At 53.2% G+C, this 21,835-nt stretch carries 19 protein-coding genes and 2 tRNA genes; 12 read left to right on the top strand and 9 right to left on the bottom strand.

All coding sequences use genetic code 11. The features are described 5' to 3' along the window. Positions 1-17: 17 nt before the first annotated feature. Positions 18-947, bottom strand: coding sequence for a D-alanine--D-alanine ligase (locus tag EIH26_RS02365; protein WP_124060587.1), 930 nt, complete (start codon positions 945-947; stop codon positions 18-20). A 127-nt stretch (positions 948-1,074) separates the two neighbouring features. Here EIH26_RS02365 and rlmN point away from each other — a divergent pair, with 127 nt between their 5' ends. Further along, on the top strand, positions 1,075-2,106 hold the full coding sequence (rlmN, locus tag EIH26_RS02360) for a 23S rRNA (adenine(2503)-C(2))-methyltransferase RlmN (RefSeq protein ID WP_124060586.1): 1,032 nt from the start codon (positions 1,075-1,077) through the stop codon (positions 2,104-2,106). A gap of 85 nt (positions 2,107-2,191) precedes the next feature. On the opposite strand, the gene EIH26_RS02355 is transcribed toward rlmN, so the two are convergent. From EIH26_RS02355 to rpmH, 8 genes are all read right to left on the bottom strand, one after another. Beyond that, the gene (locus EIH26_RS02355; protein ID WP_241152731.1) at positions 2,192-3,301 is read right to left on the bottom strand and encodes a ParB/RepB/Spo0J family partition protein; all 1,110 of its coding nucleotides are present in this window, start codon (positions 3,299-3,301) and stop codon (positions 2,192-2,194) included. After that, positions 3,294-4,187, bottom strand: coding sequence for a ParA family protein (locus EIH26_RS02350; RefSeq protein WP_124061754.1), 894 nt, complete (start codon positions 4,185-4,187; stop codon positions 3,294-3,296). Before EIH26_RS02350 ends, EIH26_RS02355 begins: the two co-directional genes overlap by 8 nt. Positions 4,188-4,406: 219 nt before the next feature. Beyond that, the gene (gene rsmG / locus EIH26_RS02345) at positions 4,407-5,135 is read right to left on the bottom strand and encodes a 16S rRNA (guanine(527)-N(7))-methyltransferase RsmG (protein WP_241152730.1); all 729 of its coding nucleotides are present in this window, start codon (positions 5,133-5,135) and stop codon (positions 4,407-4,409) included. 68 nt (positions 5,136-5,203) lie between these two features. After that, the gene (locus tag EIH26_RS02340) at positions 5,204-5,758 is read right to left on the bottom strand and encodes a R3H domain-containing nucleic acid-binding protein (RefSeq protein WP_124060585.1); all 555 of its coding nucleotides are present in this window, start codon (positions 5,756-5,758) and stop codon (positions 5,204-5,206) included. Between the two features lie 64 nt (positions 5,759-5,822). Further along, positions 5,823-6,593 (bottom strand): YidC/Oxa1 family membrane protein insertase, encoded by a 771-nt coding sequence (locus tag EIH26_RS02335; protein ID WP_124060584.1) that lies wholly within the window; start codon positions 6,591-6,593, stop codon positions 5,823-5,825. 11 nt (positions 6,594-6,604) lie between these two features. Continuing rightward, positions 6,605-6,844, bottom strand: coding sequence for a membrane protein insertion efficiency factor YidD (gene yidD, locus EIH26_RS02330; RefSeq protein ID WP_124060583.1), 240 nt, complete (start codon positions 6,842-6,844; stop codon positions 6,605-6,607). Between the two features lie 29 nt (positions 6,845-6,873). After that, the gene (gene rnpA, locus EIH26_RS02325) at positions 6,874-7,212 is read right to left on the bottom strand and encodes a ribonuclease P protein component (protein WP_124060582.1); all 339 of its coding nucleotides are present in this window, start codon (positions 7,210-7,212) and stop codon (positions 6,874-6,876) included. Positions 7,213-7,225: 13 nt separating this feature from the next. Next, a complete protein-coding gene (rpmH, locus tag EIH26_RS02320) occupies positions 7,226-7,360 on the bottom strand; it encodes a 50S ribosomal protein L34 (protein WP_082019850.1) in 135 nt (44 codons plus the stop codon). 979 nt (positions 7,361-8,339) lie between these two features. Here rpmH and EIH26_RS02315 point away from each other — a divergent pair. From EIH26_RS02315 to typA, 11 genes are all read left to right on the top strand, one after another. Further along, complete coding sequence (locus tag EIH26_RS02315; RefSeq protein ID WP_124060581.1) at positions 8,340-9,212, top strand: ATP-binding protein; 873 nt, start codon at positions 8,340-8,342, stop codon at positions 9,210-9,212. 3 nt (positions 9,213-9,215) lie between these two features. Next, positions 9,216-10,838: a chromosomal replication initiator protein DnaA gene (gene dnaA, locus EIH26_RS02310; protein WP_124060580.1), complete on the top strand. Its 1,623-nt coding sequence runs from the start codon at positions 9,216-9,218 to the stop codon at positions 10,836-10,838. Positions 10,839-11,167: 329 nt separating this feature from the next. Continuing rightward, positions 11,168-12,265, top strand: a complete 1,098-nt coding sequence (gene dnaN / locus EIH26_RS02305; protein WP_124060579.1) for a DNA polymerase III subunit beta — start codon at positions 11,168-11,170, stop codon at positions 12,263-12,265. A 6-nt stretch (positions 12,266-12,271) separates the two neighbouring features. Continuing rightward, positions 12,272-13,420: a DNA replication/repair protein RecF gene (locus EIH26_RS02300; protein ID WP_124060578.1), complete on the top strand. Its 1,149-nt coding sequence runs from the start codon at positions 12,272-12,274 to the stop codon at positions 13,418-13,420. Between the two features lie 3 nt (positions 13,421-13,423). Next, complete coding sequence (locus EIH26_RS02295) at positions 13,424-13,951, top strand: hypothetical protein (protein WP_124060577.1); 528 nt, start codon at positions 13,424-13,426, stop codon at positions 13,949-13,951. Positions 13,952-14,150: 199 nt separating this feature from the next. Further along, complete coding sequence (gene gyrB, locus EIH26_RS02290) at positions 14,151-16,109, top strand: DNA topoisomerase (ATP-hydrolyzing) subunit B (RefSeq protein ID WP_124060576.1); 1,959 nt, start codon at positions 14,151-14,153, stop codon at positions 16,107-16,109. 12 nt (positions 16,110-16,121) lie between these two features. Next, complete coding sequence (gyrA, locus tag EIH26_RS02285) at positions 16,122-18,794, top strand: DNA gyrase subunit A (protein ID WP_124060575.1); 2,673 nt, start codon at positions 16,122-16,124, stop codon at positions 18,792-18,794. 152 nt (positions 18,795-18,946) lie between these two features. Further along, positions 18,947-19,023: transfer RNA gene (locus EIH26_RS02280), tRNA-Ile, on the top strand. A 74-nt stretch (positions 19,024-19,097) separates the two neighbouring features. Further along, positions 19,098-19,173 (top strand) — tRNA-Ala (locus EIH26_RS02275). Between the two features lie 154 nt (positions 19,174-19,327). Beyond that, positions 19,328-19,870, top strand: coding sequence for a J domain-containing protein (locus EIH26_RS02270; RefSeq protein WP_124060574.1), 543 nt, complete (start codon positions 19,328-19,330; stop codon positions 19,868-19,870). 85 nt (positions 19,871-19,955) lie between these two features. After that, complete coding sequence (gene typA, locus EIH26_RS02265; protein WP_124060573.1) at positions 19,956-21,767, top strand: translational GTPase TypA; 1,812 nt, start codon at positions 19,956-19,958, stop codon at positions 21,765-21,767. Positions 21,768-21,835 lie beyond the last annotated feature (68 nt).

Below are 21,835 nucleotides of genomic sequence, written 5' to 3'. Positions count from 1 at the left end.
CGTTCACCTCAAACGCGTTACTCCAACGCCAGCTGAACCAACTTAGAGCAGAGCTGCGGAAAGCCGAGCCCGACTGCGCGCGCGGCGTCAGGAAGCAGAGACGTGCTGGTCATGCCTGGAATCGTATTGGTTTCAAGCAACCAGATCCGTCCCTCGCCATCTTGGATCATATCGGTACGGGAAACGCCTCGGCAGCCCAGAACCTTATGGGCATCCACAGCAAGCTGCTGCACCTTCGCCGTATCCTCATCAGAGAGGCGCGCGGGACAGATATGCTGGGAACCGCCGGGGGCGTACTTCGACTCGAAATCGTAAAATTCATGAGAAGGAACGATCTCGATTACCGGCAAGGCTTCGATCGTTTCGTTTCCCAGCACCGCAGCGGTCAATTCAATGCCTTTGACATACTTCTCCACCACAAGATGGTTATCGATCTCGAACGCTTCCTCGATTCGCAACGTGAGCTCCGAATCGTTTTCGACTATGAAAACGCCCAGGGCGCTCCCTTCGGTTGCGGGCTTCACAACGCAGGGAATCCCCAGCGACCGAACGATTTCATCGACCTCATACGATTCCCCACGAACAAGATCTATCGACGGAGGGGTGGGCAAACCTGCCCTCTCGTACATAACCTTGGCTTTCGCCTTATCCATGGAAAGCGCGCTGGATAGCACGCCCGAACCGGTGTAAGGGATGCCGGCGTACTCCAACAAACCCTGAACCGTGCCGTCTTCGCCCATCTTTCCATGAAGACAGAGAAAGGCAACATCGAAACCGTCCGAAAAAAGTCTCATGATCTGATCTTTTTCGGCTGTATCGATCATCGTAACCTGGTAGCCGGCTTCGATAAGCGCTGCCTGCGACCCCTCTCCGGAAGCGATCGATATCGAGCGCTCGCCACTTGTGCCTCCGTACAGAAGAGCTACCTTGCAGTTTTCGGGATTCATTTCGGCTGTGCCGCCTTCCGGTAAGATGCGATGCCTAGCAAGTATATCAAAGCAGACCGACCAGGTAATTACATCCTTTTCCTTCTGTACGTTTCACGTGAAACACAGTCTCCCTTATAATCTGATCATGGAAAACTCGATCAAACAATTCTCTCTTCCCGATCTTGGGCAAACGCTTGAGCACAGAGGCATCCCGAAATTCAGGGCGATGCAGATTGCCTCGTGGCTGTACGTGAAGCGCGTGCGCTCGTTCGACGAGATGACCAACCTTCCTTCGGCTCTCCGTTCACAGCTTGCGTTGGCTTATCCGTTTACCTTTCCGACAATAGCGGATCGTCAGGTCTCGCATGACGGCACGCGAAAGTACCTCCTCGAATTGATGGACGGCACATTGGTCGAGACGGTGGGGATACCTTCCGATGATGGCCGACTCACGGTCTGCTGCTCGAGCCAGGCGGGATGCGCCATGGGGTGTCTTTTCTGCGCTACGGGGAAACAGGGGCTGAGGCGCAACCTTCTTCCAGGGGAAATCGTCGACCAAATCAATGTCGTAGGCGAAGATTTCGGGCAGCGCATATCCAACGTGGTGGTTATGGGCCAAGGGGAACCCTTTGCAAACTATCGCAACCTCATGGGAGCGCTGCGCATTCTGAACCATGGGAAACTCCTCGATATTGGAGCGCGGCGCATCACGGTGTCAACGTGCGGGATAATTCCAAAAATAGAAAGCTTTACCTTAGAACCCGAACAGTTCACGCTGGCCGTTTCCCTCCATAGCGCTCATCAGAATACGCGTGATCTCATCATGCCCGAATTAGCAAGATTCCCTCTATCCGATTTGAGAGACGCCCTTAAATCGTATTCCAAAGAAACAGGGAGGCGAGTCTCTTTAGAATACGCGCTTATCGAAGGAACCAACGACGATGATCAGGAGCTGCATCGCCTCGTTCGCTTCTGCAAGGGTCTTCTGTGCCATGTGAACCTCATCATGCTGAATCCGATCTCCGATTCACCCTTCAGACCGGTCTCGCGAAAAACTTTGGAACGATGGACCGGTGAATTGGAACGCAACCGAATTAACGCGACGGTAAGGCAATCTCGGGGCGCTGATATCGACGGTGCGTGCGGACAGCTTGCCAATTCAGTTTTAAAGGCCTAGTTTTTGTTTTTTGACTTGCTACACGATTAATATCAAAACCGCCCGTTAGAATCGATTCTAACGGGCGGTTTTTTAAATACGGAAACTAAGCCGAATGATTTTGATTGGAAAGCTCCTTGAACAACCTCTCCAGATCTTCTTCGTCCTTGAACTCGATTTCAATCTTGTTTTTCCCTTTGACCGTCTTCACGCGCACGTTGGTATGAAGAGAGTTCCTTAAGGAACGCGCAACGCGTTTGAAAGATTTGGGAACCGGAACGCGCGTTGACGTAGAAGACTCCTTCTTACCGGACATGAGCCTCGCAAGAGCTTCGGTCTCACGCACCGAAAGTTTTTCGGCCACCAGTTTCTCGGTCAGCTTCCTACGACCTTCCTCATCGGGAACCGAGAGAATAGCCCGAGCATGGCCCGCCGTGATCTTCTCTTCGAACAGCAACTGCTGGGCATCTTCGGGAAGCTCGAGCAAACGCAACGCGTTCGCAATAGTAGAGCGACCCTTCGATACCGCCTGGGCAACTTCGGATTGGGTCAGGCTTCCATGCTCCATCATGCGACGATATCCATACGCCTCTTCGATAGGATTCAGATCGCTTCGTTGAATGTTCTCGATAAGGGCAAGCTCGAGGGCTTTATCATCATCGGCTTCTTTGATACGGATGGGAAGTTTTGAAGCGCCCAGTAAAAGCGATGCCTGGTATCGACGCTCGCCCGCAATGATCTGGTACGTGCCGCCTGCCGCCGGACGCACTAAAACCGGCTGAAGAAGGCCGTTCGACTTAATAGATTCGGCCAACTCTTCAAGCTCTTCCTTTTTGAAACTGGTACGCGGCTGGTCGGGATTCGGAACAACCTTTTCGATATCCACTTCCCTATTCGAGGTTCCGGGTTCGTCCGCCTCCCTACGCGTATGAATCGTTTCACGAGGCTCTTCCTGCACCTGGATATGCTCGATAACCGGTTTGTCAGATACCTCGCGAGCCGTTACGCTTTTGATGGTGATGCGATCTTCGTTGAGGAAGTCCTCTTCGGAAACTTCGCTTGAAAGGGCAGGGGCGGGCGGTTCTTCGACCTGTTGGTTTTCCCTGCTTTCCATTTCGACGCGCTGGCGCCCTGGGACCTCGTTAGACGTTTCAATGCCCACTCCGCCTAGAAGGGAGTTCAACCCCCGACCAAGCCCTCCTTTGCTCTTAGCCACGCTTCACCACTTCTTTCGCAAGATCAGAATACGACTGGGCTCCCTTCCCAGCAGGATCGTACTGGGTGATGGGAATGCCATAGCTGGGAGCCTCGGACAACTTTACCGTGCGGGGGATAACGGTCTCGAACACCTGTTTCCCGAAAAAGCTTCTCACCTCGCCGGCAACTTGTTTCGCAAGCGTTGTACGACCATCGTACATGGTAAGAAGAATCCCATAGATATCCAACGAGGGATTGAGACGAGATTTGACACGTTTCATCGAATCGAGAAGTTTTGTCACGCCTTCCAGCGCATAAAACTCGCACTGGATTGGAATAACAAGTTTATCTGCGGCAACCAAAGCATTCACCGTAAGCAATCCGAGCGACGGAGGGCAATCGATCAAAATGTAGTCGTATTTCCCACGCAGTCTTCCAACTGTGTCGCGCAGCCTGTTTTCGCGAGCCATTTCCGATACCAACTCGACTTCCGCACCAGCCAGATTAATCGTCGCCGGGGCAAGATCCAGCCCTTCGGTTATATCCGGAATGATAATATCCTCGATCTGAACATCGTTAAGAAGCACGTCGTAAATGCATCGGTCGATTTCGGCTTTATTGATTCCCAAGCCGCTTGTCGCATTACCCTGCGGATCAAGATCGATCAGGAGAACCTGTTTGCCCTGCTCTCCCAAAGCAGCCGCTAGGTTAACGGCTGTCGTTGATTTCCCGACGCCGCCTTTTTGGTTGATGATCGCAAAGATCTTCGTCTGACCGATCACGTGCTTGACCGGTTTTTTATCCTTATAGGATTTCAGCTCCTTATAGGCGACTTCTTCCTCCAGGGAAGATACCTCTTCTACATCCGTAGGCCTCTCGACCACTTCCATGCGTTCGATAACCATACCCTCATCGACCATAACCTCGCGCTCAGCTTCATCGTTCAACTGAGTCGGAGTTTTTTCGGGCTCTTGAAGGGTTTCAGTCTTCTTATTAAGCCTCAGACCATCGAATAGACCCACGGGATCTCCTTTCATCATACGATGCAAGTATAGCGTGTTTCACGTGAAACACGTCTTTTATCGTTTGGTTCACCGGCAGCTTCAGACAACCGACCGGGCGATCTAGAGAGGCTTTTTTTGAGCAAAACTCACCGGACGAGGGAGCTTGATTCGAGGGTTGCCTATCTTCTCGAAAGAAAGAATGGTTCTGAATGTTTCCCCGTCGCTTAAATACACCGATCTCTGAGAAACGAGGTTCATTCCCAATGTTCGCTGAACTTCCAACGCATGGCCTAGCTCTTCGTCTGAAACCTGAGCCTTATAGCAAACCAAGCGACCCCCTTGCTTCAAAAGAGGAGACGCAAACTCAAGAAGAACCGAGAGTCGGGCAAGGGCGCGGGCGGTAATAAGGGAAAATGCTTTGGGATATTCCAAAGCCATCTCCTCGATGCGACCGGTATACGTAGAGATATAATCTGTAAGACCGAGCTTTTCGGTTATTCCATCCAGAATAGCCGTCTTCTTCCTTCTGGTGTCCACCAACTTGGTTATACGACCCGTAGCAATTGCAATGGTGATGCCGGGAAATCCGCCCCCTGTTCCAAGATCGGCATACATGCCTTCGGGGGCAGATAAGCACTCTTCCAAACCTACAAGAGAATCTTCAACATGAAGGAGCATCCCGTCTTCCAGGGAATCTATCCGCGTGAGATTCGTAGTTTTATTTGCTTCGATAACCAATTCAAGATGCGACTGCATTAAAGCGGCCATCTCTTCTGTTATATGGCTATCCATTTTAAAACCCCTGGAAACGATGATGAACAGTAAAAGCGGCGGAATGGAAGTCATCATACAAGAAAGACCTCCGCTTCCGAAGGTCTTTCGCATACCCACATGTATCAAACGCTTCTATCGGGCAGTTACTTCACAGGCAGAATAACGATATGCCGCGCAGGCCCTTCACCTTCCGAAGCGGTTCGAACTCGATCATCATCCCTCAACGCAACATGAATGATGCGGCGCTCGTACGGACTCATAGGGCGAAGCTTCACGCTTCTACCGTTATAAGCCGCCTTCTTAGCAGATGATCGCGCAAGCGCTTCTAGTTTCTGACGTTGGCGGTTCTTATAACCTTCGATATCGACGATAACGGGGAACCTGAAGCCAATCTGGCGAACCGTCAAAGCGGAAACGATAAACTGAAGAGCCTCAAGCGTTCGACCATGACGTCCGATCAGAACGGCAAGATCGTCGCCTGTAATATCGAGAATGAGCTCGCCTTCGTCTCCATCGTATTCATCGATGGTGACTTCGCCGACATCGAAATGCTTCAAAATTTGTTTCAGTGAAGCGATCGCGGTATCCGCAACATGATCAAGCTCTTCGTCGGTGAGATCCATACGCTCGTCAACGGGCTCTTTTTCAAAGCGGGGAATACCTTCTTTAACTACATCTTCTTGGATTTCGTTTTCCATCGAATGCTCCTCTTGCTTGATCCAAATCAGCGCTTCGCGAATGTTTCACGTGAAACAGTACCATTTAGCGCTTCTTGGTGGGGCGTTTTTTCTTTTCTTTGCGGATCACTTCGATAGCAACCGGTTCATCTTCCTTTTCAGCTTCAAGGCGCGCATCGCGGTCCTTCATGATCTTCATGGATATCTGCTGCTGCGCGACGCCGATAAGCGAAGAGAGTCCCCAGTACAGCAAAACACCGGCAGGAGAACTCCAGCCGATCCAGAGCATGAACACGGTCATGAATGCCGACATGACCAGCATCTGCGTACGCTGAGAGCTATTCTTCTGGTTCAGCTGCATCAAAACCATGGGCGCAAACGTTGCGCCGGCGAATACCACGAGAAGAATGGAGTAGGGAATAAACGATCCGAACCCTTCGCCCAAAGCAACCGAAGGACTGGTGATGAGGTTGGGAACGAGATGATAGAACGAGTAGTTTACATCGCCCAAACGAGCAGACATTTCGTTGAGAACCTGGAACAGCGCGATGAAGATGGGCATCTGCAGGAACATGGGCAAGCATCCCGTAAGAGGGTTGAATTTTGCCTCCGCATAGAGCTTCTGCATCTCTTCCTGCAAACGTGGCTGGTCATCGGCATATTTAGCCTGAAGCTCCTGTAACTTCGGCTGAATCTTCTGCATTTGGTAGGAAGATTTCGTCGAAGCATGCGTAAGCGGGGAGATGATGACGCGAAGGATAAGCGTGACGATGAGGATCGCCATACCCCAGTCGCCTGCAACGGAATAGAAAAAGTGAATCAGATCGAAAACGAGATTCTTAAACGCTTCCCACATAAAATGATTCCTTAATGGGATCTTGGAACATCCTCGGGTACTGGGTCATACCCATGAGGACCTCCGGGCCGGCATTTCAAAATACGTCGGGTCGTCAAACCGAGCGCCTTCCAAAACCCGAATCTCTTGAACGCGATGATTCCGTATTGCGAACACGTCGGCTCAAAACGACAGCAACCAGGAAACAAAGGCGAGATCACGGCTCTATAGGCGACGATAAGAAAAATAGCAAGATTGGAAGGCAATCGCATGACGATATGTCCCAACCTTGCTATCAACGTTAAACCCGCTGTTCCAAACGAGCTTTTTTCAGCACATCCCGATAGGCGGCCTTCACTTCATCGTAGGAAGAAGCGGTTATGCGGGTTTTTGCCAGCAAAACGACATCGCAATCGAAACCGGCAGGAGATTCATCGAATCTAATGCTGCGCAACCGCCGCTTCGCCTTGTTCCTCCACACCGCATTACCCGACTTCTTCCCCGCAATAAAAGCAACACGACCCTTCAGGCCGTGCTGACTTTTTGTGCGCGAAGCTATAAGCGTGAAGTAAGGAGTGCTAAAACGTCTTCCTTGTTTGAACAGAGAAGAGATTTCTGCGCTGGATTTTATGGTATCCAACCCAGACTCGTTTCTAGACAGTGAGACGCTTACGACCCTTGGCGCGACGAGCAGCAAGAACGCGGCGGCCGCCCTTGGTAGCCATGCGAGCACGGAAGCCGTGGCACTTAGCCCGCTTACGGGTATTCGGTTGATAGGTGCGTTTCATTGACATTCCTTCCAATACTGACAAGAGCAACCCGAGCATTATACAGGCTTACCCTGAAACAACAAAGCATCGAACAGCTCGTTTCCCTGCATACAGAGAGCTAAGCTGAATCATTCCCCCTCCGAACTTCAGCGGAAAACCAAGCAACCGCTTATCTTCCTAGTAAAAGCCCAGAGAAGCGAAATTATAATCGTTCATCACTTTCACATACACTCTTTTATGAGCTCCAGCACCAAAATCCATGATTCATCTGCAAAAAAGCCGGTAAGAGGAAAAATTCAACTCGCACACCCCATATATGGTGCCAAGCAGCTATTGAAGACACAATTGCGATAATCGTCGTTTCTCACCGAAACGCTTTTCATGAAAAACGAAGTGAAAAATATCTTTCGGCGGATGTGGATTATTAATCTTCAACAGATATGTTGTTGAAAAAGTTGAAAACTTTTTATTTGCGCAAGTCAGTATGTGGAAAAGCTAGAAGAGCAGAAAAGTCAATACAAAAAACCAGTTTTTCCAAAATAGCTTTTGAACAGCAGTTACTGCGGCTATAAAAAATAAACACCTATCTGAACTGGGTTTTTCTTATACCGATGCCGATAATTCCCTGTATCTTTCCCGTTTCCGCAGGTGGTTTTAATCCCGTAATCGAATAGCAACCCTCATCGCAACTACGATCACCTTGTTCATCAGGCATTGAACATTATTCAACGCAAATATTCCCCTCATCATGTTTTCCGCCTCGTATTTCCCATAATTTCATTCTTTTCCACAAATGATGAATAAAATGTTAAAAAGTGTGAAATAGAGTGAAATGAAGAGATGAATTTTCAACTTGCAGTCTTTCACCTGAGAAAAAGAGTGAATAAGTGCAAAGTTGTCGTATGGTGGGAACGGCTTTTTAACAAAGAAGCCGCTACAATGGGGCTTCTTTAAAAGTTTCAGGGAAAACGGTACGGAACGGAAAAGCAAACGGGACATGAGCGACTTTTCAAACGATCACAAGGGAGATGCAGCCGATCAGATCGTTCCGACCGATAGGGACGATTACGATTTCGTCGACGCCGTTGCACGGATCGCCGTGTACGACAACCTAAGATCGGCACCGCGCATGATCGAAATCAGGCCGGCTCCCACGAACGAATACATAACCGATATCGCCTCTCAGACCTATACGCTTGCACGCCAACTGGGCGGATCCATCCCCTTCAGCGTTATCCAGGAGGTGTCGGAAAACTTCATCCACGCGCGTTTTACTGAAGCCGTCGTTTCCATCCTCGACAACGGCAACACCATCCGGTTCGCCGACCAGGGACCCGGTATAGCCAGCATCGAAAAAGCTCAGCTTCCCGGTTTCTCTTCGGCTAAAGAACCGATGAAAAAATACATCAGAGGAGTAGGATCGGGCCTTCCCATCGTTAAAGAGTATTTCGAAGGGGAACATGGAACGGTTCTCATCGAGGACAATATCGGAGCAGGGGCAGTGGTTACCATCAGCCTCGCAAAGGCGGGGGAGAGCCAGGAGAGCTCTCTGAGAGCGGCCGTTCAACGTGATTCGACGTCGAACCAAGCCGAATGCGACCACGGTGCACGCGCCGTCGAAGAGCCAAAACAGGCGCCCATGCCTATTCTCAACGAAAAGGAAGAGCTGTTCTTGCAGCAATTCCTCGTAGAGGGGCCTCTTGGCGTGACCGAGATGTCCGCGTACACCGATACCGCGAACTCAACGACCCACAAAATCATGACGAAGCTGACGGAGTTGGCTTTGATAGAGCAGCCTGCGGGAACGAAAAAGCGAAAGCTCACCGAATATGGCCAAGACATCGCCCGAAGGCTGCAGGAGAAGGAATAGAACATGGACGGCGAACAGCTTATCTGCGAATGGGGACGAATCTGTTCGAAGGTCGTCTCGTACGACGGCGTCGATACGGCTCAGGTGAACGCGTTTTTCTCCCGCCTGCAACCTCAGGCTATGAGCGAGGGTTTTCTTATGCTCACCGCCGACAACGAGTTCATTAGAAACTGGGTGGAAACCCACTACGTATCGCTGGTAAAGCAGGCCCTTAGCGATTTGCATGGACTAGAGTACACGGTTTTCGTCGAGGTCGATCCGTCCCAATCGAATGCCGGTGGCGCGCAGATGCCGTCGATGGGCGTTTCCGCGGGAACCGAAACGCCCAAGCCAGAAGATTCCGCGAACCACGCGGCCGCAGCGCTGCTTGCAAACAGCGCAGAGTCCCCCCAACCCGCCACGACCACTTCAAACGTCGCTAATTCTACGGTGATGAGCGCGCTCGAGGCGGCGCGGGAGCGCGCCATGCGTTCGGCAAGCGCCCAGATAAGTTCCGAGCAATCCGCAAGCAGGGCGCTTCCCGTGGTCGCCGAACCAAGCCAACCCGCTCCCATCATCGAAAAACCGCGTCGCTCTTCGGCGTTCACGTTCGAGAACTACGTGATCGGAGATTCGAACCGCGTCGCCTATTCGATGGCGGTCTCCGTAGCCGAGAACCCCGGCGGGACGAGAATGAACCCGCTGTTCATCTACGGCCAGTCGGGTTTGGGGAAAACGCACCTCATCAGAGCCATAGAAAACTACATCGAAGTGAATATGCCGCATCTGGAATGCGTGTACGTCGATGCCGCGTCGTTCGTGAACCAGTACGTCGATGCGGGAGCCGAACAAGACCGGAACAAGCAGAGCTACCGCAACTTCCAAAACAAGTACGAACAGGCCGATGTCATGCTGCTCGACGACGTTCAGCAGCTCCAAGGCAAAAAGCAGACCCTCGACCTGTTCTTCCAGATCATGAACAACCGGATCGAAAAGGGGTACCAGGTCATCCTCTCGGCCGATCGCGCACCGTCCAACATCGACATGGACCAGCGCTACATCAGCCGATTCAACTCCGGCGGGACGTTCGATATCCAACCGCCCGAAGTGGAGACCAAACTCAGCATCATCCGCAACTTCATAAGGGACTACGAGGACATGAACCCCGAATCGACGGCATCGCTGTCCGATGAGGTTCAAAACTACATCGCCGAAAACTCCAGCTCGAACATACGCGAGCTTAAAAGTGCCGTGACCAAGGTTCTCGCGAGCATAGAGGCGTTCGAAAACGATGTGATCGGCATCCCCGATGTACGCCGGCTCCTTGAAGATCACTTCTCCGGCGGCGCGATGAAGAAAACCACCATAGAAGACATCCAAAAGGCATGCGAGGAGTATTACCGCGTGTCACATACCGACCTGGTGGGTCCGAAACGAACCAGGGATATCTCATACGCCCGAAAAATGTGCATGTATCTTTCACGGGAAATGCTCGACATCCCCTTTGCCCAGGTTGGCGTTGCTTTTGGAAACCGAGACCACGCGACGGTCATGTACGCGGTAAACGATGTCGAATCCCGATTCTCCAAGGAACGCATCGTCCAGGAAGAAGTCGAAACGATTAAGAAGATCATTAGAAACATTTAATCTTTAAAACAAGATCATAGCTCCGTGAAAAACGGTGGGAAACCGAGATTTTCTGCGGAGAGATAACGTAATCAATAAAACAGGTTGAAAATGCTGCCGTGATTGCAAACTTTTTCTCGGTATGCGAATATCCGTGTCTAACTGGGAAAAATCTAAGCTTTCAACAATTCGATAGCCCTTATTACTACAACTATCTGTTTTATAAAAAGAAGATAGAAGCAGAGTAGAGAGGGTCAGCGAGCCCGATGAAACCGCAAGGTTTTCTAAGGGTCAATGGTCGTATAATCGTCTATCCGGAAACACCGTCGAACGTGACAGGGGAACGCGCTATGAAATTCTCGATCAACCAAGCAGAGCTGGGCAACGCGCTCTCGATCGTCCAGAAAGGCGTTTCTGCGCGCTCGACCCTTCCCATCCTGGCAGGGATATATCTCGAGGCCCATCATGACAGTATCGTGTTTCAAACAACTGATCTCGATCTTTCGATCCAATTCACCTGCACTGCACTCGTCGAGGAAGCCGGCGCGGCCGTGCTGCCCGGGAAACTGCTTGTCGATATTGTGAAAAGCCTGCCCGATGCTGCGGTCCATATCTCCACAGACAGCGAGACGGCTACCATCACCTGCGATAACTCATCTTTTTCCATCAAAAGCCTGAATGCTCAGGATTGGCCCGGATTCCCGTTCGTCGAAACCGACCAGCAAATCAGCATCCCGTTCGAGACCTTCTCGACTATGGCGAAGAAGGTCTCGAACGTGGTTTCTCGCGATGATAGCCGTCCGATCCTCACGGGCGTCCTCATAACCCTCGAGGACGGCATGTTGAAGATGGTTGCCACAGATTCATACCGTCTTTCGGTAACTCAGCGCCTGTCCGACCGGGGGGAGACCGCGTTTTCGGCGGTTGTTTCAGGTGCGTTCGTTGCGGAATTAGCGGCTTTGCCCAAATCGGGTGACGATATTTCCATCGCCTTGGCCGAAAATCAGATCGTGGTGTCCTATAAGGGAACGTCGTTTGTGAACAGACGCATCGAGGGAAAGTATCCCAACTACAAACAGCTTCTACCTTCGTCTCACGCCACGCGCGCGGTGGTCGATACGGCCGCGCTTGCGGCGGCGGTGAAGCGCGCGGCCCTGCTTGGTTCGTCTGGTTCATCGGTTCGCTTCAGCATCAGCCCCGAAGCCCAGATCATCACTGTTTCTTCGGTAAGGCAGGATGTCGGGTCCACTCAGGAGGTTGTGCCGGCCCAGGTTGAGGGAGAATCGTGTGAGATAGCTTTCAACAGCTCTTATGTGGGAGAGGGCCTCAACTCGGCTCCGAGCGAGAGCGTGGCGCTGGAGTTGCAGGGTTCGATGAAACCGGGCATTTTCAAGGATACGAGCTCTGGGGACTATCTGTATCTGGTTATGCCCGTGCGTTTGTCGTAGTTCGGCATGTCTCTCAAAATAGCGAACATATCCCTGTTCGATTTCAGGAGTTGGCACCGGCTCGAACTGGAATTCGATTCCGACCTCGTTCTTATCGTAGGGCGCAACGCTGCGGGAAAGACCAATATTCTCGAAGCGATCCAGATGATGACGTCGCTGGTTTCATTCAAGCATCCTCCCTTGTCCCAACTGATCGGCCACGGCGCGCAAGCGGGTTCGGTTCGCGCATGTGCGGCGAATGCGTCCCGGTCGCTTGATTTGAGGCTGGACCTGAAACCTGGTCAGCGGTCGTATTTCCTAAATGGGAAGAAGAAGACGTCCGCCGATATGAGGGGCATCGTCCCCTCGGTATGTTTCGCCCCCGACCATCTCGAATTTTCCAAAGGCTCGTCCCAGGTGAAGAGATCGGCGATCGATGATCTGGGCGCTCAGATATCCCAGAGCTACCAAAATGTAAAAAAGGACTACGACAAGCTGGTTCAGAACAAGAACCGCCTTTTGAAGGATGACTCTTATACGCGGGGAATGCTTGACAGCATCGATGAGATGCTGGTTAATTGCGGCGCGCAGCTTATGTTCTACCGTATCAATCTGTTTTCGAACCTCATGCGGTATGCGCAGGTTAATTACGGACGAATATCAGATGCGCGGGAACTTCTCACGGCGACGTATCGATACTCGTGGAACAGGCTGGAAAAGACCGAAGACGTTTTGCCGTATCCGAACGACTCCACGGACTCTATCGATGTTTCGCGTGATGATCTAAGGGAGGCGCTTGCCTGCCGCTTGGCGACTGCACGCCCGCTCGAGCTGCAAAGGAAACGCAGCATGATAGGCCCGCACGCTGATGAGATACGCCTCTTCCTTGACGGATCCGATGTTTCCGATTTTGCTTCTCAAGGCCAGCAGCGAAGCGTTGTGCTTGCCTGGAAGATAGCTGAAGTCGATCAGATGGAGGCGACATTTGGAAGCCATCCCGTATTGCTGCTTGATGATGTTATGAGCGAACTCGACGGCCCGCGCCGACGGGCCCTGCTCGAATTCGTCGATCGGGGGCTTCAGATTTTTATCACCGCAACGCATTGCGATTATTTTGACGCTGATTTTCTCGAGAAAGCCACGGTGATTCAGCTTCCCCTAGCAGGATCGGAGTAACCGATGAGAAAGTTTTCATCCGAGGTTACCGCAGCTATCGCTTCGTTCGGAGGCGATCCCTCCCAAGCGCGCCTCCATGCACGCGTTGCTCACGTTCAATCGTGCTTCAAAGGGGTGGTTACCCGCGTTTACCCGGATGCCGCCGACTTGATTCTCAGGCATGTCAATGCGGTGTATATAACGCGCGAGGGCGATGAGAAGAAATTCAGCGTCTACGTTGATGAAAGCATCTTCGCCGCCGAGCTGAATGCGCAGCGAGAAATGATGAAGCTGATGTTTCTGAAAATGTACGGCGAAAACCTTGGGACGTTCGATATCCATGTTTCACGTGGAACACAGCGGTACAGGCATCCGTTTGCTCATGTTGAGAATAGGGAAACGCAGGTTAGACAGGTTAGGGCTCTTTCTCAAGTCCAGCGCTTGGCCATCGAGGAAAAAATTGCCGGAGTGCAGAACGACCGAGTGCGCTCGGCTCTTGGAAAAGCTATGGTTGCTGATTTTTCTACCAAAATGGGAAAAACTTCCAACTAAGTTCCAACCAAGGTCTTACAACGCATTGTAAGGCGTGTAGACCCTATTCAGAATCAACTAATCATCCCTCTATAATGGTATATTGGAAGCTAAGTATGTTGGGTTGGCTGCAGACGCGCGGGTTTTTGCATTCAGAGCTTGGCGATAGTGTCTGCATTTTGTTTTCCCATATCCGAAAAGTGAACGAAGGAGCGATTCCGTGGCAGAATCTTCCGAGAACTACAGTGGGTCGGAGATCCAGGTGCTCGAAGGGCTTGAAGCCGTTCGCAAGCGTCCCGGTATGTATATTGGGTCCACCGGCCCGCGCGGTTTGCATCATCTGGTGTACGAGGTTGTCGATAATTCCGTCGACGAAGCGCTCGCTGGTTTTTGCGACCATATTCAGGTGATCATTCATCAGGATAACTCTATTACGGTTGTTGATAACGGCCGCGGCATCCCCGTAGACAAGCACCCTAAAGAAAAGATCCCCACCGTCGAGGTTGTTCTGACGATCCTTCATGCCGGTGGCAAGTTCGGCGGAGGCGGGTATAAAGTGTCCGGCGGGCTTCACGGTGTGGGCATTTCGGTTGTGAATGCCTTGTCGAAGCGCGTCGAGGTGCAGGTTCGCCGTGATGGCAAGGAATACGCCATTTCCTTCGAACGCGGCAAGACCGTCGAGAAACTGCATGAAATCGGAACCTCGAAGCATAATGGAACGACAGTTACGTTCTGGCCCGACCCCGAGGTATTTACCGAGACCACGGTGTACGACTACCAAACGCTTCAGGCCCGTTTCCGTGAGATGGCCTTCCTGAACAAGGGGTTGAAGATCGAGCTTATCGATGAACGCGCAACGGTGGCCCCCGTTGAAGGGGAGGCCGTTTCATACCGCAAAGAGGTGTTCAAATTCGATAACGGTCTTATCGACTTCGTCAAATTCATCAATGAGGGCAAAGAAACCCTGAACAAACCCATTTATTTTGCGGCAGACAACTCCGATGGAACCGTCGAGGTTGCGATGCAGTGGTCTACGTCGTATTCCACCAATTCGGTGATGGCGTTTGCCAACAACATCAACACTCACGAGGGCGGCACCCATCTTGAAGGTTTCAAGCAGGGATTGACGCGCACGCTGAACGAGTACGCGCGCACGAAGGGGCTTCTGAAAGAGAAGGATTCCAATCTTTCGGGCGACGACACGCGCGAGGGTTTGGCGGCCGTTATCTCGGTTAAGCTTCACGATCCCCAGTTCGAGGGACAAACCAAGACAAAACTGGGCAATACCGAGATCCGCCCGCTCGTTCAAAACGCTATTACTCAGGGTCTTGCGGAGTTCCTTGAGGAAAACCCCGCGCCGGCCCGGCGCATCGTCGATAAGGCCTCGTCCGCTTTGAAGGCGCGCGAAGCCGCGCGCCGCGCCCGCGAGATGACGCGCCGCAAAAACGTGTTGGATTCTTTCGCTTTACCGGGTAAGCTGGCCGATTGTTCCAGTAAGGATCCCACGGAATCCGAAATTTTTATCGTCGAGGGCGATTCCGCAGGTGGATCGGCTAAACAGGCGCGCGATCGAAAGCACCAGGCGATTCTTCCCCTGCGCGGCAAGATCCTCAACGTCGAGCGCGCCGGTCTTCATCGGTCGCTTTCCTCTGATACGATCAGTTCGCTGATCACCGCTATCGGTACCAATATCGGCGCTGATTTCGATCCTGATAAGGCTCGCTACCATCGCATCATCATTATGACCGATGCCGATGTGGACGGTGCCCATATCCGCTGTTTGCTGCTTACGTTCTTCTATCGCTACATGCCCGAGCTTATCAATCGCGGTTACATTTACATCGCCCAGCCACCCATCTTCGGCATCAAGCGCAAAAACTCACGCTCGACCAAAATCGATCGCTACATTTACGACGAAAAGGCGCTTGGCTCCACGTTGGCTGAATACGATGATCCCGACAAATGGACGGTTCAGCGTTACAAGGGTCTGGGAGAGATGGATCCCGAGCAATTGTGGGAAACCACCATGGAGCCCGCCACCCGAACGCTTCTTCAGGTGAACATCGATGACGCCGCCGAAGCCGAACGCGCGGTGACCGATCTGATGGGCGACAAGGTTGAACCGCGCCGCGATTTCATTCAGTCGCATGCCCGCGATGTCCGCTTCCTCGATATCTAAGGAGCTTTCTTTATGAGCGAAGAATTCAATAACGACGCGGACGAGCGCAACGACGTTTCGGATGCTTCCGAGTTCCAGACCGATGGGCAGTCTGTGGGAGCAGAGCCGTCGGAAACAGCTGATGACAAGACCGGTCTCGAGCGCCCCCACGGGGAGATCATCGAAGGTGCGAACGGTGGGGAAGGAACCATCGTGCGCAGCGCTTACCTGGGAAAGGAAATGCAGAATTCGTTCCTGGAGTACTCCATGAGCGTTATCGTCTCGCGTGCGCTGCCCGATGTACGCGACGGTTTGAAGCCTGTTCATCGCCGCATTCTCTATGCTATGAACGAATCGGGTTACACCCCCAGCCGTCCCCATATGAAATCAGCCCGTACCGTCGGCGATGTGATCGGTAAGTACCACCCCCATGGAGACTCGGCCGTTTACGACACCATGGTACGTTTGGCTCAGTCGTTTTCGATGCGCGTTCCCCTGGTCGATGGCCACGGAAACTTCGGCTCGATCGATGGCGATTCCGCCGCGGCTATGCGTTACACCGAAGCGCGTTTGGATAAGGCGGCAATGGAGCTGCTGCGCGACTTGGATAAGGAAACGGTTGACTTTCAACCTAACTACGACGAGAGCTTGGAAGAGCCCGTCGTAGTTCCCGCCCGGTTCCCGAACCTTCTGGTAAATGGGTCGGCCGGTATCGCGGTCGGCATGGCAACGAACATCCCTCCCCATAATCTGGGGGAGGCTATCGACGCCACCTGCATGATGATCGATAATCCCGATGTCACCGTTGACGAGCTTATGCAGGTCATGCCCGGCCCTGATTTTCCGACCGGTGCGACCATCATGGGTTCGAAAGGTATCCGCGATGCTTACGAAACGGGTCGCGGGTCTCTTTCTATCCGCGCAAAATGCCAGATCAAAGAAACCAAACAGGGCCGCAGCCAACTTGTTATCAAAGAGATTCCCTATCAGGTGAACCGTCAGCGCCTGCTTGAGAAGCTGGGTGAGTTGGTAAGGGATAAGAAGCTTCCCGAGATCAGCAACATCCACGATGGCGCGGATCGCCACGGTATCGATATCATCATCGATCTCAAGCAGAATGCTATTCCCGAAGTGGTGCTGAACAAACTGTACAAGCACACCCAGCTGCAAGTGGGCTTCGGTGTGATCATGCTGGCGCTGGTCGACGGCGTCCCTCGCGTTCTTTCCCTTAAAGAAGTGCTGCATCACTATATTTCCCACCAGGAAGACGTCATTACCCGTCGCACCCGCTACGAGCTTGCAAAAGCCGAAGAGCGCGCCCATATCCTTGAGGGCTACCTCATCGCGCTCGATAACATCGACGAGGTTATCGCCATCATCCGCTCGTCTCAGACCGATGCCGAGGCGAGCTCTCGTTTGATGGAACGCTTTTCGCTAAGCGACAAGCAGGCTGAAGCCATTCTCCAGATGCGTCTGCGTCGTTTAACGGGCATGGAGCGGGCGAAACTCGAGGAAGAGCTTGCCGAACTGCGCGAGCGCATCGAGTATTTCAAGCGCGTCCTGTCTGACAACGTACTGCTTCGCAGCATCATCAAAGAGGAGATGCAGGAAATCAAGGAGCGTTTCGGTACTCCCCGCCGCACTATGATCGGGGGAGAGGCCAAGGACATCAACGTCGAGGACCTTATCGCCGACGAGAGCATGGTAGTAACGGTAACGAAGGCCGGCTACATCAAGCGCCTTCCCGTTGCGACGTACCGTTCTCAGAAGCGCGGGGGCAAAGGCACCCAGGCCGTAAACCTGAAGGATAACGATTACGTCGATCATATCTTCGTCGCATCCACTCATTCCTACATGCTGTTCTTCTCGTCGAAGGGCAAGGTGTACCGCCTGAAGGTGTACGAGCTTCCCGAAGCATCCCGCCACGCCCGCGGGACGGCTATCGTGAACCTTTTGCCGCTTGAGAAGGGGGAGGTTATTTCGGCCGTCATCGCAACCAAGGACTTCCCCGAAGATGAGTACCTGATGTTCGCCACGTCTCAGGGTATGGTGAAGAAGACCTCGATGGCGCTGTACGATCGCACGCGCAAAGACGGCCTGATCGCCATCAACCTCAAGGACAACGATACCCTTATCGCGGTGAAGCGCGTTTCTGAAGGAGACAAGGTGCTGATGGCCAGCACTGCCGGCAAGGCTATCAAGTGGGATGAATCGGAAGCGCGTCCGATGGGACGAGATACCATGGGCGTGCGCGGTATCACGCTTTCCGCCGGAGCAACCGCGCTGGGATTGGAAATCGCCCACGACGATGCCTGCCTCCTGGTTCTTACCGAGCGTGGTTACGGCAAGCGCACGGAAGTATCGGAATATCCCGACCAGCATCGCGGCGGCCAAGGCGTGTTCACCATCAATATGACGGCGAAGAAGGGCCTGCTGATTGATACGAAGATCGTCAACGAAGACGATGAGGTCATGATCATGTCCGAGGAAGGCGTGGTTGTGCGCACGGCGGTGTCGGGAATTACGATGCAAGGCCGATCGACCCAGGGCGTGCGCATCATGAATGTGGCCGACGATGACCGTGTGTCGGCCGTAGCGGTAACGAAGAAGGGCAAAAAGAGCCGCAAAAAAGAAAACGAGGCCGACGACGTGGATATCGACGATCTCGACGACGACGCCTCCGATCCGAGCGGTTCCGAGGGGTAGGCTCTCCCTTGCTGTTTCACGTGAAACCTCTCTGCTGCGAAATGCGGCGGGGAGGTTTCTTTAAGGGCTTCGGTAGGGAAAAAGAAAAAAGTAGAAGTTTTCGCTTGACCTTCTACGGATATTTGACGTAAGGTATTCAAGCACTTTTGCAAGGGCCCGTAGCTCAGTTGGTTAGAGCGCACGCCTGATAAGCGTGAGGTCGCTGGTTCAAATCCATTCGGGCCCACCATTTACTTTGCGATAAACGCTCCACCGTGAGCCGAGTTTGCCGGTGGAGCGTTTATTACAAGAACGTGTTCCTTCGGGGAATTAGCTCAGCTGGGAGAGCGCGGGCTTTGCAAGCCTGAGGTCAGGGGTTCGATCCCCCTATTCTCCACCAAAACGCCGCCGCCCTTCGGGGCGGCTTTTCATTTTCCCGTCCCATCTTGAAGTCATGAACCGCCCGTTATATTTATGGCAATTCATCCCAGATGGGATGCGCGAGCTCCCTGCCCGCTACCATGTAAGGTCGCATGGAAGTGAAGGAGGGTTGCATGAACAGAGACGAGGCTCTGCGCGCGTTGGGATTAGGGCCTACCTCCTCGATGGACGACATCAAGTCCGCCTATCGGGAGATGGTTCAGATTCTTCATCCCGACAAGTTCGCCTCGAACGCGAAGCTTCAGTCCCGCGCAACCGAGCAGTTCAAGTACCTGCAGGAAGCGTACGACTTTCTGACGAAGGGGAAACAGCCGCCCTCTTCCTCTGCATGTGGGCGCCCTTCCGATGGGGTGACCGCCGGCGATACGCGCTCGGCTCGATTGGCCGGAATAGCCCAGGCACGCGTCCAGCTGGTCGAGCAGAAGGATTTGGCGCTCGACCAAAGGCATCAGGGGCTGGTGATGCTGGTTGCAGGCGGTTTGGTTGCATTCGGGTTGCGCCGTATTCCCGCCATCGCCGGCATTGCCTCTGCGGTTGCCGTTTGGGGGGTCGTTCAACTGTTTTCGTCGAACAACACGGTGAATACCATCGACGAGCATCTGAAGAGGCTGAAGAAAGAGCAACGTCGGATTGAAGAAGAGCTCGCAAGCGAGTAACCGTTTACCCGTCTATCAACCACCGTCTGAACAGACGCAAAGGCCGTCCGAATCCCTATGGGGATTCCAACAGAAAGAAGAGATATTGAAACAAGAGAACATCCGCAACGTCGCCATCATCGCCCACGTCGATCATGGCAAAACCACGCTGGTTGATCGTCTATTGTACGCAGCTGGCGCTTTTCGCGAGAATCAGCGCGTCGAAGAGCGCGTGCTGGATAGCAACGATCAGGAGCGCGAGCGCGGCATCACCATCCTTTCCAAGAACATCGCCATCAAGTATGGCGACGTTAAGATCAACGTCATCGACACCCCGGGTCATGCCGACTTCGGAGGCGAGGTCGAACGCGTGTTGAACATGGCCGACGGAGCCTTGCTTATCGTGGACGCCTTCGAGGGCCCGATGCCCCAAACCCGATTCGTTTTGCGCCATGCGCTGGCTTTGGGCTTGCGCATTGTAGTGGTGGTCAACAAGATCGATCGTCCCGGCGCACGTCCCGACGAAGTGGTCGACGAAGTATTCGACCTGATGGTAGAGCTTGATGCGAACGACGAGCAGCTTGATTTCCCCGTCGTGTTCGCCTCCGCTGTGAACGGCTACGCTCGGTACTCCCACGATGACGAGAATATGGACATGATCCCCCTCCTCGATACCATCGTGAACAAGGTGCCTTCGCCCGATTGCGAGCCGTCGGGTCCGGTGGCCCTTCAGATCTGCACGGTCGATCATTCCAGCTTCGTCGGGCGCATCGGTGTCGGCCGTCTGTACTCCGGCACGATGCACAAAAACGAGCAGGCTCTTGTCATCAAGAACGACGGAACCCGCTACAACACCTCTATCAAGCAGGTCATGGTGTTCAGCGACCTGGGTAAAGAGGAGGTTGCCGAAGCTACGGCGGGAGACATCATCGCGGTGGTGGGCGTCGAGGACGCCGATATCGGAGATATGGTTACCAGCCGCGAGAACCCGATCCGTCTGGATCCGATCGAAGTCGAGCAGCCCACGATGGCGGTTGTATTCGAACCCTCTACCAGCCCGCTGGTCGGCCGCGAAGGCGATATCGTGGGCGGCCGCCAGATTCGTGAGCGTCTTCTCAAGGAAGCGGAAAGCAATATCTCGATGCGCATCACCGATGTCCCCGATTCTACGGGCATGGAGGTGGCGGGCCGCGGCGTTCTGCATCTTTCGGTTCTTATGGAAACGATGCGCCGCGAAGGATTTGAATTCCAGGTGGGACGTCCCCGCGTCATCATCAAGAAGGACGAACACGGCAACAAGCTCGAACCTATCGAGGAAGCGACGGTTGACGTTCCCAGCGAGTATGCGGGCAAGGCCATCGAGGTGTTCGGAACTGCCGGCGGCGAGATGATCGATATGTACCAGCGCGGCGAGGACACTCATTTGGTGTTCAAGATTCCTTCGAGGGGAACGATGGGTTTGCGCACGCGCCTTCTGAATGCGACCCGTGGCGAAGCCGTCATGTTCCACCACTTCTCCGAGTACGGTGCCTACCGCGGGGAGATGGGGCATCGTAAGAACGGTTCGATGATCGCTATGGATACGGGCAAGTCGGTAGCCTATGCGCTCGATACGCTTCAGCAACGCGGCAAGCTGTTCGTCGGTCCTGGCGAGGATTGCTACGAGGGAATGATCGTCGGTGAGTCCGCCAAAGAAGGCGATATGGTGGTGAACGTGGAGAAGTCGAAGAACCTGGGCAACCAGCGTTCCTCGTCTGCCGACAAGGCGATTTCGCTTACGCCTCCCCAAACCTTTACGTTGGAAGAGGCGCTTGAATACATCGAGGACGATGAGCTTGTCGAGGTTACTCCCCAGTCGATTCGATTGAGGAAGCGCTTGCTTTCGGCCATCGATCGGAAGAAGGCGAACAAGCAGTAGGGAAGTCGGGGGCCTCCGGTACCAGAGGCCCCTATTATTTTGATAACCATCGTGAACTATCAGTGTCC

Origin of the sequence: Gordonibacter sp. Marseille-P4307, from assembly GCF_900604965.1 — a bacterium.
In the GTDB taxonomy this organism is placed as follows: Bacteria; Actinomycetota; Coriobacteriia; order Coriobacteriales; family Eggerthellaceae; genus Berryella.
This window is presented reverse-complemented; position numbering and strand designations above follow the sequence as displayed.

Coding starts and splice junctions, on each gene's coding strand:
- EIH26_RS02315 (WP_124060581.1), top strand. CDS start 8,340: ATGAGCGACTTTTCAAACGATCACAAGGGAGATGCAGCCGATCAGATC.
- EIH26_RS02295 (WP_124060577.1), top strand. CDS start 13,424: ATGAGAAAGTTTTCATCCGAGGTTACCGCAGCTATCGCTTCGTTCGGA.
- EIH26_RS02300 (WP_124060578.1), top strand. CDS start 12,272: ATGTCTCTCAAAATAGCGAACATATCCCTGTTCGATTTCAGGAGTTGG.
- rsmG (WP_241152730.1), bottom strand. CDS start 5,135: ATGATGACTTCCATTCCGCCGCTTTTACTGTTCATCATCGTTTCCAGG.
- rpmH (WP_082019850.1), bottom strand. CDS start 7,360: ATGAAACGCACCTATCAACCGAATACCCGTAAGCGGGCTAAGTGCCAC.
- EIH26_RS02270 (WP_124060574.1), top strand. CDS start 19,328: ATGAACAGAGACGAGGCTCTGCGCGCGTTGGGATTAGGGCCTACCTCC.
- EIH26_RS02340 (WP_124060585.1), bottom strand. CDS start 5,758: ATGGAAAACGAAATCCAAGAAGATGTAGTTAAAGAAGGTATTCCCCGC.
- dnaN (WP_124060579.1), top strand. CDS start 11,168: ATGAAATTCTCGATCAACCAAGCAGAGCTGGGCAACGCGCTCTCGATC.
- EIH26_RS02335 (WP_124060584.1), bottom strand. CDS start 6,593: ATGTGGGAAGCGTTTAAGAATCTCGTTTTCGATCTGATTCACTTTTTC.
- EIH26_RS02365 (WP_124060587.1), bottom strand. CDS start 947: ATGAATCCCGAAAACTGCAAGGTAGCTCTTCTGTACGGAGGCACAAGT.
- yidD (WP_124060583.1), bottom strand. CDS start 6,844: ATGCGATTGCCTTCCAATCTTGCTATTTTTCTTATCGTCGCCTATAGA.
- dnaA (WP_124060580.1), top strand. CDS start 9,216: ATGGACGGCGAACAGCTTATCTGCGAATGGGGACGAATCTGTTCGAAG.
- gyrA (WP_124060575.1), top strand. CDS start 16,122: ATGAGCGAAGAATTCAATAACGACGCGGACGAGCGCAACGACGTTTCG.
- EIH26_RS02350 (WP_124061754.1), bottom strand. CDS start 4,187: ATGGTTATCGAACGCATGGAAGTGGTCGAGAGGCCTACGGATGTAGAA.
- rlmN (WP_124060586.1), top strand. CDS start 1,075: ATGGAAAACTCGATCAAACAATTCTCTCTTCCCGATCTTGGGCAAACG.